Below are 12,867 nucleotides of genomic sequence, written 5' to 3' on the forward strand. Positions count from 1 at the left end.
TCTACAGCTCATTTTGTGTCGGCATATTTTTTTGTTTTAAATATTGCACATGCGCCCGATCAGTTTTCCATGACTTTTCCAAAACCTCCTTTTCTATACGCAATTGAATACGCTTTAGCTTCATGGCTGGAATGACTTCTTCTTGAAAGCTTTTCACATAGTCCACCCATGCTTTACCCTGAAGAACATTTTCCGGCATTGCCGTTTTAAATTCACTTTCAGGTAAAAACATAATGACTGAATGCATATACTGCGGTTCTAAAATATCAGACAACACATCTTCTAATACTTTCATATGCTTATAATTTTGATGCAGTGGATTCTGAAATTTATAACTTCTTTTATAGATTTTTTGTGTCCAATTTTTTTGCCGTTCGCCACCAAAAATCCACCCCTTATAATTTTTAGTTTCAATCACGAAAATACCGTAAGGGCTCAATAAAATATGATCAATTTGCGTCGTTCCTTCGGGTTCTGTCGGTAATGTGCAATTATTTAACATCACATATTGTTCACCTAAAAATACACTGGCTTGTTTAGAAACAACCCATTCACCAAACTTCCCTTTAAATAAACTCGACTTAAAAAATGTAATTAAAGCAAACAACACCATGAATAAAATCATGGGCCAAAACAATTGAGAAAACATTCCTGCAAACACAATCCACCCCTTAAGCTATTTTTATAATCAGGAAGAATCCTATCTTCAAATTAACGATTTTCTATTTTTAAAAGAATATCTTTATTTTCTAGCCCACCCGCAAAACCAACCAATTTGCCATTGGCTCCCACCACACGGTGACACGGCGTAATAATTGAAATAGGGTTTTTTCCATTGGCCGCACCGACAGCACGAACAGCTTTGACATTACCAATTTGCTCGGCAATTTGTTTATAGCTACGCGTTTCACCAAAAGGAATGGTTAATAAAGCCTGCCAGACTTTGTGTTGAAATTCAGTCCCTTCAAAATCAAGAGGTAAATCAAAAATCTGGCGTTGCCCTTGAAAGTATTCGTTCAGTTGTTTGACCGTTTCTTGCAAGATCGGATGTTGCAAATCTTCTGACAATTCAGCAATCTTCACCCGATTAGGATTTTCATTTTCCCACAATACAGCCACTAAAGCGTGATGATTAGCAACCAGTTTAAGTCGCCCCACTGGAGATTCTAAATAGAGATAAGATAGCTTCATGGTCATTTTAAAATGAGGGTTGATGGCCTATTATGACGATGAAAGTTTCATCAAAACAAGACCTGAAACAATTAAAACTGCAGCCAACATTCGCATTGCTGTTGCAGGCTCACCTAAAATAAAAATACCCACCAAGAACGAGCCAACTGCACCAATGCCTGTCCAAATGGTATAAGCCGTGCCTAAAGGAAGTGTGCGCATCGCATAGGCCAATAAGCCAAAGCTCAGAACCATAAAAAATATGGTAATAAGACTTGGGGTCAGTTTACTGAAGCCATCTGAAAGCTTCATAGAATATGCCCAAACAATTTCAAAAATACCTGCTAAAACCAGAACAATCCAAGCCATGATGTTTTCCTCTATGCTGTTTAGAGTCAGGCCGTCCTGACGTTTTTCTTGACTCAAGCCGAAATAGCGTGCACCAAGGGAGGTCGTTCCCTCTTTTGAAGAGATGAATTATACCTAATTTTGCTGTCTTTTTAATGTAAACGATAAAAATCAGCTGTTCTTCAGTATACCTTTGCACCAATATTGATCAAAAAAAGCCACTGGCGTACCAATGGCTTTTTACGTGGTTTAAGCCTAATTTTTAGTTCATTTCGACGTTAAAACTTAATACGAAGACCCGCACCATAGACCCAACCTTGTTCAGATGAAGATGCCGATTGCCAAGTCGTCTCATCCTGACCTTTTGAGTATTCATAAGCAATATCAAGATAAGGCATGACTTTTTTATTGATCTCATAGCGCGTTTCTAAACCAAAGGACGCATGACCCAATCCTGCCTTTTGCGCATATTTCGAATCATCATTCACCACCACATCCATTTCAAGATAAGGCTTTAGAATGAGCTTTTGCGTCACTAATACATCGCGCTCTGTTTCTAAACTCAGCGCCACATAATCATCTTGTCCCAAATACAAATAGGCATCTGTTTCAAAAAAATATTGTGCCATTCCATGTAGCCCAAACACTGCATCCAGTTGTTCTTCAGTGTCGTTTTGCCCTTGCGCTAATGCGGTTTTTTCATAGCGATAACGCAGACCTGCCTGCGCATCCCAAAAGTCTGAAATATTGCGACTATATAATGCCTTAACATCATATTCGGCATCTGCCGACTCTGACTTGTTAATATGCGCTTTAATGAAAATCTTGTTTTCATCCGTGCCTATTCGGGTCTCAAGTTTTGACTTTAATGCGCCCGTTCCATGCTCATCGAACAACCATTTATTGTCCAATGTGGTCATGCTATAAACCTGTGCACCATGTTCTTTACGATGATCATGCGGATGATTTAAAACGGGCGACATAACTGTAGATGGCTGTTCAAGCTGAGAAATTGAATGCGTCATTGGCTTCAGTGTTTGTGTTGCAGATGACACAGTTTCTTGTACACCATTCATGGATGCATCAGCAGATGCAGCCATCCTATGATGCCCTTCATGCGCCATGACCAACGTACTGGCAAGAAATACTGAACTGGCCAATACCGATTGAGAAAAATGCTTAATGATGTGCATGCTTATCTCCTTTGAATTCAACCACTTTACAAGGAGCGACTGAGCCATTTTTGTTCATCTGCACCTGTTGCTGAGTCGAGTGCACGTCACAGTTTTGTGTCATTTTTTGATGGGTAGATTCTGTTGGCTTGCTCTGAGTTTTCTTTGACCCTGCTTGCATGTCTGTATGCTGATGTGTCATAGCACTCATGTCATGGTGCATGGCATGATTCATATGCTCTGATGCAGTAGAGGTGTTCGAATTGGCCCAAGCAGATGCAGAAAATAAAACAGCGCCGAGCACCACGATTGGAGAGAAAATTTTAATGGTGCGCATGTGCATCTCCTTTCACTATTGCTTTATTTTCAGTTTGGGTTTGGGTATTTTTTGTAGATTGAATTGCAGTTGTTGACACTTTTTCATCAGTCACATTGGCCACAATCAGCTTATTCATCATCCCTGAGCTCATGTGATACAGCAAATGACAGTGAATGGCCCACTCGCCCAACTCATCTGCGGTTAATAAGGTGGTCACAGTTTTACCCGGTGGTACAATCACCGTATGCTTATTTGGCATATCTATTGCGGGCTGGCCATTTTCTAATTGCATAAACATGCCATGCAAATGCATAGGGTGCGCCATCATGCTGTCGTTAATAAATTTCAGACGAATCCGTTCACCGTATTTCACTTTCAGCGGTTCGGCATCACTAAATTTTTTCCCATTGATGGTCCAGATATAACGCTCCATCGTGCCACCCAAACGAATCACCAATTCACTTTCAGCTTCACGGGTATCGGTTTGTGGGTTCAATGCTTTTAAATCACTATATTGCAGGGTTTTATCGCCTTTTGGAGTCGATGCATTGGCCCAACCATATGCAATTTGATCACTTTTTTGCGCTGTGACAGCTTTTGAATTTGTATGCACTGAGTGATCCATATTAGACATTGCCTCATGATTCATCGTTGTATGATCCATATTGGGCATCATGTCATGGTTCATCTTTGAATGATCCATATTCGGCATTGCCTCATGGTTCATCTTGGAATGATCCATATTGGACATTGCTTCATGGTTCATCTTTGAATGATCCAGATTGGGCATCGTGTCATGGTTCATCTTTGAATGATCCATTGTGGAATGATCCATGCCCTCCATAGAACCATGCCCCATATCTTCCATCGTCAATAATGATCGAGGTCTTGGCGCAGGCATCTGTATGCCATGGTTCATCGAGCTAAGCTCATTATGCAAAGTTGCGATGGCATAACCGGAACGATCGATCGACTCGGCTTCAATTTGATAATGTGATGTTTTCGGTTCGACCACAACATCGTAAGTTTCGGCTGTGCCAATACGAAATTCATCGACATTCACTGGCTTGACGGGTTGACCATCTGCACTCACAACGGTCATTTTTAAGTTTGGTATGCGCACATCAAAAAAAGACATTGCAGAGGCATTAATAAAGCGTAAACGGACTTTTTCATTGGGCTTAAACATTCCCGTCCAATTTTGCTCAGGGGTTTTGCCATTTACTAAAAAGGTATACCCCGTCACATCAGACAGGTCTGTTTTTAGCATCCGCATCTGATTCCACATTTTACGTTCTGCCCATGTGGCTTTCAGTCCGTCACGTTTAACCTGCTTCCACACATCCCCGACGGTTTCACGTTGATCTTGATAATATTCCGCTGAGATTTTTAAATTGTTCTGAATCTGATCACTGGTTTGCTCATGAAAGTCGGACAACATAACCACATAATCGCGGTCAGTCTGCTCATGTAGAGCCAGTGGTTTTTTATCTTTTGGATAAATCACCAATGAACCGTATAAACCGTCCTGTTCCTGTCCTTTTGAATGGGCGTGATACCAATACGTGCCACTTTGACGCACTTTAAATTTGTAGACAAATTCCTGATGAGGGCCAATTCCATTAAAGCCATTAAAACCAGGCACACCGTCCATCAAGCCTGGTAACAACAAACCATGCCAATGAATAGATGAATCTTTATTTTTCAGCTTATTTTGAACTCGAATAACCGCATCATCGCCTTCCTCAAACTCCAAAAGTGGCGCAGGGAAATGACCATTGACCGTAATACGTTTAACGGGTTTTCCAGTGACATTGATGGTACTTTCATCAATCACCAGTTGATATTCTTTGACCGCAGCAAATACCCATGAAGGTGATGCAAGACATACGCCCACAAGTAGGCATTGATTGAATTTTATAGACATGACTTAATCCTGTTATTTAAAAATAATGTTTTAAAAATAAGGATTAAGATTTTGGAGGACGCAACAGTTTGAGCTTATAGCCTTGCAAATATTTAGCGCTATACATCACATTCGGCTGTTCTGAAAAGGTGCTGAACATAGGAAGCTGAAAATGCGTGGAATGCATTTCTAAAGAGGATGATATCGACTGACAATGCCATAAAGCACAATCGCCACATTGCGACATATTATTCATCTGTTGCAAATCGGGCGGACAATGCGAAGTCATATGCTGTTGGCTTTGTGCACTGGCTTGATGACAATCCGACATCTGCATACTGTGCTTTTGATCTTGCATATCCATTGCATGTGGAACTTCAGCAGAGACCGTGTTCGCTTGTACGAAAGAGGCTTTATTCATCATTTGCTGATGAATAGGTTTTTGCACGGCAAAGGCAACACTGCTCCATCCAATGACAAATGCCATTAGAAAAGCAAAGCTTGCATGTCGTTGCAAAAAAATTAGCAAATGATTTTAACCCTTTACTTTGACCCGAAATATAAGCTGATCATTAAACTGAGCACATTCAAATATCAACGTTCAATTGAAACCTTTTGCCACATGAATGTCGATAATCTCATCATTAGCTTATCACGTTATATAGTAAAGAACTGCTCACTTATGCACAACGCTTTAAATTTATTCTTAAGCTTAAACTGACCAGTTATTTACATAAAAAAGACAGCACTTAAACAATATAGCTATATTTTAAACAGCACCATTATTAACCAGAGCTGAATAAACAAGCAGTTTTTCAACAACTTCAAGAATGTAAAAAAGGACTCAACTGAGTCCTTTTTATACAAATTAAGTCTAATTAATAAACCATTGATACATAATTGTTTGTTATTTACGCAACTTATCCATACAGTTATCTACATAGATATCCATATATTTATCCATAAAGTTATCCACAATCATACCTTGATTGATTTAAAATGATTAAACCTCGACTGTACCCACTTTTGCCAGTTCAGCGCGCATTTCATCAATCACAGCTTTATAATCTGGTTGACCAAAAATAGCTGAACCTGCAACAAACATATCTGCACCCGCTTCTGCAATGGCACGAATATTGGCTGGGCCAACACCGCCATCCACTTCTAAACGAATATCACGTCCTGAAGCATCAATAATTTTACGTGCATGACGTAATTTTTCTAAAGTCATGGGGATAAACTTTTGACCGCCAAACCCAGGGTTCACGCTCATCAGTAAAATTTGGTCAACTTTATCCAGTGCATAATCTAAAAAATGCAAAGGTGTCGCAGGGTTAAAGACTAAGCCTGCTTTTGCACCGCCGTCTTTAATTAACTGCAATGAACGGTCAATATGATGCGTTGCTTCAGGGTGAAAAGTAATAATGTCAGCGCCCGCATCTAAAAAATCTCCAATCATGCGGTCTACAGGTGAAACCATTAAATGCACGTCAATTGGCGCTTGAATGCCATATTTTTTTAAAGCTTTACATATCCCTGCACCAAAAGTCAGATTCGGCACATAGTGGTTGTCCATCACATCAAAATGAACAACATCTGCACCTGCAGCTAAGACATTTTCAACTTCTTCACCTAAACGAGCAAAGTCAGCAGACAAAATAGACGGTGCAATTAAATATGGCTTGGACATGGGAGAACCTGACTATGGATAAGTATAATTTACCCTATTATAGCAAAACAGGCGTGTAGGCGCTTCTGTTGTCTGCTGTTGTGCTACAAAGCGCTTACTAAATTATTGGAATTACACATTTGAACGTGGCTGAAAATACAGCGCAATTACAAATTTCCATGCCAAGCGCAACTATCAATTGAAAACCTGAATTAGCGTACTTAGCTGTTGAAATTATTGTAAAAAATATCAATGTAGACCTGCCAAAACTAAAATAGGTCGTGCGCGATCATTTAATTTGTATAGGTTCAGAAGAGCTTACAGTTGAATGGCAACGGGCTAAATTAACCTAGGACTTTACTACGCTTATTTTGATACTTCTGATTGAGATTTGAAGTTTTCAACCGCTTTAATCCGTTCAGCTGTTGCAGGATGTGTACTCAGAAAATCCTGCCAAGATTTGCCTTTAGCAGTGTCTTCGCCAGTCTGATCTGCGAGTCGCTGTAAAAGATGAGCGAAATGAATGGTCTGAATATGATGCTGATCCATAGTTTTCAGTGCATATAAATCGGCTTCGGATTCAAAATCACGTGAATAACTCGCGCCAATAAATGCGACAGGTAGCGTCGTGATTAAATCTGAACTGTCCCCTGTAATTAGCAATAAAAGTGCACTAAATCCAAGGCTTGAAAGGGCTTGTTGTAAACTATGGCGTTCAATTAAATGTCCTTGTTCATGTGCCAATACACCCAACAATTCATCATCATTTTTTGCTAATTTGACCAGTTCATCTGTCACAATAATGGTATTGTTTGGAATGGCCAAAGCATTCGGACCAAGGTGACCACCTGCACGAAAGAGTAATTTTGCAGGTGGCGTCCCTACGACCAACTGCCGATATTTTTGTACTAATTCCTTCTGGCGTGCTGTAGGAAGTTTAGAGTCGTCCGTCAGTTTCATGACATATTCTTCGGCCTGATCTCCCCAATTGTTCATGACCTGCGCCGGCAATTGCTTTGCCACAAAATAAGAGGTCAAAGGAATGCCCCATTTGACCGTGGCAAAAGCCAAAACAAGGACAAAGACCACACTAAAAAGAATTAAACTCGGGGTGCGTTCCAACTTCCAAATAGAATGTGAACGACCTTTACGCATCAACTGAAACCATTCAGGCAATGGTGCTGTAAATTCTAAGCGTGCATCATCTTTTAATTCAACAATTGGTTGAATTGCACCTAAAGCACCAATTAAAGTCATATCGCTATAGAGATAATAGCGTTGCTGTTCGAATTGCACGCCATATTTAACCAAAACGCGCTGATTATCGAGTCCACAGACTTCAGCCTGCTGTGGCTTGGCACTAATTCCATCATAAAAAATAGCATCAACAGAAAGATTCATGATGATTTCCTTGGCCTAAAGCGAAATATCCAAATCAAAAAGATCACTCAACTCTTCAGCAATGGCATTGTGGTCTTGCTGTAACTGATTGATTAAATGATCAGGATCATCAACAAGTAGCAGTTTCAAAGACTCAACCTGATATTTATAGAGTCGTATGGCTGCCCAAGGAGTCAGTAAGCCAAGTGAAATAATTTTGGCGAACCAATTCGTAAGAATAATCCATGCATAACGCCATTGGTTGCAGTCTGTGATGAATTGGCTACGATTAAGCGTGGTACTATTCCATGAACAAATAAAAATTCGCGCCAACATTAAAGGCCAAATAAACAAATAAGCCACGACATATCCAATTAAAAATAGACTAATATATTGAGCAGAATTAAGCGTGCTATTCATACTAGAAACTAGCCCCAACACAAAGCCCAATACAGCCATCCCCGCGACAAATAATAAAATAGGCATGTACATGGCGCGCATATATGTTGGCCATTCTGCATTTAAATAAAATTTCAATTGTCCAACATACAGTTGGTTCAGACATTCGCGTTTATATAGCCAAACAGCGACAGGAAAAAATAGCCCCATAGTCAAAAAAGTCACCAGAAAACATTTTAAAAAGCACCAATATGCACTTTTATTGCTTCCTGAAAAATAAAAGCGACTGTTACCAAATTTACTATTGCGTGCCCGAAAGCGAATAGTGGAGCGAATGAGCCAAGGAATTGCCAAGAAAATAAGCACAAAACCCACTAAAACCATACTCGCGGAATATTTCATTGCTAATGTAAATGCACCATAAATTGCCAATGCAATCAATCGGCCGACTAAAATTTTGGTTGGTAAACCAGTAAAATCAAAACGGCGCTGAATAAACCAAGTATTGCCATAAAAATAGCGTAGACGGCGAACTTTTGCCCATGGTGCATATAAACCCAAAGTGATAATGGTCAATAAGATATTAACAATCCATATCCCAAAGTACTCAGATGCAGTTCCTTTAAAACGAAATTTATATTGTCGTCCTAATTCAAAAGATGTCGTGACCTCGGTACGAGACTCTATCTCATACGAAGGGCTGACATTTAAATGACTCACGTGTTCTGAATTTTGCATGTACAACCCAATATTTATTTTAATATTCTACTTTTTAAATGACTAAAAACATCGTCACATCAGAGATTCAACAACCGATAAAGATGCAAAAAATTAGCGCCTAAATCGTTCTTTTCAGAGAACTTTAATATTAAGATTAACGACCTAACCACCCTCATACAATGTACCTTATCTCGTCTACCTTTATAACCCAAACTAAAGTTAAGATAAAACGTATAGAAGAATCCTTATGAAATCTCTATATAAAGTACAGCAAAAATGCGTTCAAAATATATACTCACAGCACAGATTTTAACAAATTCAGCTCATTAAATACCCTACACTCTAACGTATTCCCCACTACGAACTTATTCAATATATAAAAAAAGCCATTCTTTGAAATGGCTTTATCTTTGAGTAAAATCAAAAAATTATAGAATGGCGTTATCGTAACTGCACTGCATGAAAGGCGATATGTTCCTGAATAAAGCTCGCAATAAAGTAATAACTATGGTCATACCCTTCTCGCATATTCAGTTTTAGAGGATATTGCATGTTGTGGCATGCTTCACTTAAAAGTTCAGGTTTTAATTGCTCTTTTAGAAAAGAATCTTCCGTTCCTTGATCAACTAAAATCGGTTGTTTTGCACGACTAGACTGAATTAATGCAACAGCATCATATTCCTGCCAAAGTGCTTCATCTGCACCAAGGTACGCAGTAAATGCCTTTCTTCCCCAAGGAACTTGCGAAGGTGCAACAATCGGTGAAAATGCAGAAATACTCTGATAAAGATCTGGGTTCCTTAAACCAATGACCAATGCCCCATGTCCGCCAGCGCTGTGCCCCATAATGCTTTGTATTTTATTTGTCGGAAAATGAGTATCAATTAAGTTTCTTAACTCATCGACAATATAATCATACATTTTAAAATTTGCAGACCATGGCGCTTGTGTCGCATTGACATAAAAGCCCGCACCTTGTCCTAAATCATAAGCTTGATCATCTGGGACGGCTTCACCACGTGGGCTAGTATCTGGTGCAACAATAATGACCTGATGTTCAGCAGCATATTTCTGCGCGCCTGCTTTGGTGATAAAATTTTGCTCATTACACGTCAGCCCTGAAAGCCAATAAATGACAGGGAGTTTTTCATGCTCAGAATGAGCTGGAATATAAATTGAAAAATTCATCGCACATTGTAGCGCTTCTGACTGGTGCTGATAGACCTCTTGCCAACCACCAAATGAAGCATGTCTTTCTAATCTTTGCACAGCCACCACCCTAGTAAGTCTATAATCATTTAAATAATAACGTAGATACAGCCAATTGGTTTTTATTGAGTCACTAAAAATCTTATAAATCAATAAAATAGAAATCTGTTCAACAATCAAAGAAAATCTGTATTGTGGTTAAAATATAAACTTCGCTATCTTGCCATCTTTAAAGTTTCTATTGAGATTAAGAAGCCTTTTTTAGCGTAGCCGGTACGATACCTTTCGGTGGAAATAAACGTTGCTCAAGTTGCGGCAACATTAATTCCATATTTTTACCAATTGACCATTGTGGCTCTGAAGGTTCGAACCCTTGGGCATTTTCCCACTGTGCAACGGTCTCTTTGGCTTCTACAAAGGCAGATTGAATGGTCGTCTGCTCCCGCATCGCCTGATCAAAAAAAGCACGACCAAAATAGGTATAATCTGCTTCACTTGAACAACCAAATGACTGACGATCTGCTGCTGATGCGGTAATAATTAACGTATTTTCATCCTGCAAAGCTGGAACAAAGCTCCCTGAATAACACGATGAAATGACAATTACGCGCCAGCGAATACCTGCTGCATCTAATGTTTCACGTAACCATTTCGGGTCAACTTGTGCCAAATCTAAAGGTGCATTTTCCATTTCAAACACGTTAGGTAAACCATGTGATGTCATATATAAAAACAACACATCGCTTTCTTTATTCATTTGTTGACCAATACGGCGTAAAGCCATTTCCATACTGGTTTTTGACGCAATTGGTATTTCAGTCCGAGTCGCAGGATGGTTCACGAGTTCAATCGAACGGCCAAATGTACCGAAACGAGTGTCAAATTGTTCTTTAATTCGTTCAATTTCCAGTTTAAAGACATCTTGATAACTGGCCCCTGCTACACCCATAAAATACCAATGCGATTGTGCAAATTCGCCATATTGAATGCCATCTAAAGCTTTATTCAATAAACGACTTTGTGCATAAAAAGCATCTTCGGCAAAGCTTGGTGGAATTTCTTCTACTTTCCAAATCGGTTGATCTTTGACCGACATTTGCCAAACCACTAAAGTAAATAAAGTGGCCAACATAATCAGGGCACGTTCCCACCACGGCCATTTCAGCTCACGTGAAATTACCCAAACGACAGCAAGACTTTGCCAGACAAATAATATAATAAATAAGGTTGGAATGTAGTCATACAGCAGGTAGGGCAAAACATCGACATCGCCCAAATACTGAATAAGACACTGAAACAGCATAATGTGTGTGTCTAGCACCAACCACAATAAAGTAGGAACCATCATCAAGCGGGGGTTATTCACACGCTGAGACAGGAAAATTCCCACAATGAGAGCAATAAATGGCCACAGCGCATAACTCACCAAGCCTTGCGGATTAAAGTCTCCGACTCGACCACTGCTTAGCCAGCTAAATAATGAGTTGGCACACCCACCTAATATCCCCCAAAATACCAATTGCATGACCGATGGACGTACAATTTGAAGCGCACGTCTCGACCCCAAAAACAACCACATCCCCGCAGTTTGGTTGCTTTTAAAATCATGCCAAAAATTGATGGAAGGTTTGAAGTCGATCATATAAATCTTATGGTAACCGTGGCTCTAAGACGCATTAGCAAGTTTATGCTTGATGCAGGTTTTATCAATGCTATTTTTCAACTATATCGCAAATATTGAGCGGTTTTTAAAATAATTCTGACATTAGACTAAAAGATCATGCTGAAAGTAAGCATCGAAGCGACAAGCATCCCCTTGCCACTGGTGTTGAGGTTCTTGATTTGCTAAGAAAACTGCAAGTCTTGGGCGCTTAACCACCACACGTTTTGCTACTTTTTGCGCCAACTCTAACAAGTTATCGCCTAAATCCATTTCACCATCTTCAGGTAACAATAAATGAAGCAATTGCATTTGTTTTTTGACTTGCGCCTGCTTTTTAATGGCTTGTTGGTTTTGGTCACGCTGTGGGAACATCGGGTCTAAATACACCACATCGCTCATGTTGTGTTGCACTGCTTGTTGTATCAAATAATCCGCAGAATCTGAAAAAACCAATTGAATTCGCTTGGCAACTGCACTTAAAAATGGGTCTTGCATCGCTTGCGCATGCGAATCTTCAAGTAAAGTAAATAAAATAGGATGACGTTCTAAGAGCGTTACATTTGCCCCTAAATGCGCCATCAATAAACTATCATGACCAAGACCCGCGGTCGCATCAATCAAATTCGGTTTTTCAGCCAAATGACAGGCTCGTGCAATCATTTCAGACTTTAATGAAGCACGTTTAAGCCGTGCCGATTCAGCTTTCCAATCGGGTTGCATTTTCATCCCATTGGCACAGAGCCAAAGGCCATCAATATCTACACTTAACGCAAGCTCTGGGTTTAAGCGATAAAAACGCGCATTCAGCTTTTCAACCACCTCTACTTTTGTCTGTACGCCACGTGAAGAAAGCACAGCAGAGAACTGCTGTGCTTTCTGTTCAAACTCGGCTTCTGTGTATAAGCGCATTTC

Annotated in this window: 13 protein-coding genes; all 13 read right to left on the reverse strand. The window is 39.8% G+C overall.

Features of this window, described 5'->3' with window-relative positions:
- Nucleotide 1: 1 nt before the first annotated feature.
- A complete protein-coding gene (locus BBP83_RS14245; RefSeq protein ID WP_141689987.1) occupies nt 2–625 on the reverse strand; it encodes a nuclease-related domain-containing protein in 624 nt (207 codons plus the stop codon).
- Between the two features lie 86 nt (nt 626–711).
- Nucleotides 712–1,191: a methylated-DNA--[protein]-cysteine S-methyltransferase gene (locus tag BBP83_RS14250; RefSeq protein ID WP_068889763.1), complete on the reverse strand. Its 480-nt coding sequence runs from the start codon at nt 1,189–1,191 to the stop codon at nt 712–714.
- Between the two features lie 30 nt (nt 1,192–1,221).
- The gene (sugE, locus tag BBP83_RS14255) at nt 1,222–1,539 is read right to left on the reverse strand and encodes a quaternary ammonium compound efflux SMR transporter SugE (RefSeq protein WP_068889696.1); all 318 of its coding nucleotides are present in this window, start codon (nt 1,537–1,539) and stop codon (nt 1,222–1,224) included.
- A 257-nt stretch (nt 1,540–1,796) separates the two neighbouring features.
- Nucleotides 1,797–2,711 (reverse strand): copper resistance protein B, encoded by a 915-nt coding sequence (locus BBP83_RS14260; protein ID WP_068889698.1) that lies wholly within the window; start codon nt 2,709–2,711, stop codon nt 1,797–1,799.
- A complete protein-coding gene (locus tag BBP83_RS14265) occupies nt 2,698–3,027 on the reverse strand; it encodes a hypothetical protein (RefSeq protein ID WP_068889700.1) in 330 nt (109 codons plus the stop codon). The genes BBP83_RS14260 and BBP83_RS14265 overlap by 14 nt, the downstream gene beginning before the upstream one ends.
- Nucleotides 3,014–4,936, reverse strand: coding sequence for a copper resistance system multicopper oxidase (locus tag BBP83_RS14270; protein ID WP_068889702.1), 1,923 nt, complete (start codon nt 4,934–4,936; stop codon nt 3,014–3,016). Before BBP83_RS14270 ends, BBP83_RS14265 begins: the two co-directional genes overlap by 14 nt.
- A 43-nt stretch (nt 4,937–4,979) precedes the next feature.
- The gene (locus tag BBP83_RS14275; RefSeq protein WP_245669768.1) at nt 4,980–5,402 is read right to left on the reverse strand and encodes a hypothetical protein; all 423 of its coding nucleotides are present in this window, start codon (nt 5,400–5,402) and stop codon (nt 4,980–4,982) included.
- Between the two features lie 516 nt (nt 5,403–5,918).
- Complete coding sequence (rpe, locus tag BBP83_RS14280) at nt 5,919–6,605, reverse strand: ribulose-phosphate 3-epimerase (RefSeq protein ID WP_068889704.1); 687 nt, start codon at nt 6,603–6,605, stop codon at nt 5,919–5,921.
- 345 nt (nt 6,606–6,950) lie between these two features.
- Nucleotides 6,951–7,985 carry a M48 family metallopeptidase gene (locus BBP83_RS14285; protein WP_068889706.1) on the reverse strand — a complete coding sequence of 345 codons (1,035 nt, stop codon included), beginning with the start codon at nt 7,983–7,985 and terminating at the stop codon, nt 6,951–6,953.
- A gap of 15 nt (nt 7,986–8,000) precedes the next feature.
- A complete protein-coding gene (locus BBP83_RS14290; protein ID WP_068889708.1) occupies nt 8,001–9,101 on the reverse strand; it encodes a YjgN family protein in 1,101 nt (366 codons plus the stop codon).
- Between the two features lie 423 nt (nt 9,102–9,524).
- Nucleotides 9,525–10,352, reverse strand: a complete 828-nt coding sequence (gene fghA, locus BBP83_RS14295; protein WP_068889766.1) for an S-formylglutathione hydrolase — start codon at nt 10,350–10,352, stop codon at nt 9,525–9,527.
- Between the two features lie 187 nt (nt 10,353–10,539).
- The gene (locus BBP83_RS14300) at nt 10,540–11,934 is read right to left on the reverse strand and encodes a C13 family peptidase (RefSeq protein ID WP_068889710.1); all 1,395 of its coding nucleotides are present in this window, start codon (nt 11,932–11,934) and stop codon (nt 10,540–10,542) included.
- 123 nt (nt 11,935–12,057) lie between these two features.
- Entirely contained in the window at nt 12,058–12,864 is an 807-nt protein-coding gene (locus BBP83_RS14305; protein WP_171258117.1) for a class I SAM-dependent methyltransferase, read from the reverse strand.
- Nucleotides 12,865–12,867: the final 3 nt, after the last annotated feature.

This window comes from Acinetobacter celticus (assembly GCF_001707755.1).
GTDB lineage: Bacteria > Pseudomonadota > Gammaproteobacteria > Pseudomonadales > Moraxellaceae > Acinetobacter > Acinetobacter celticus.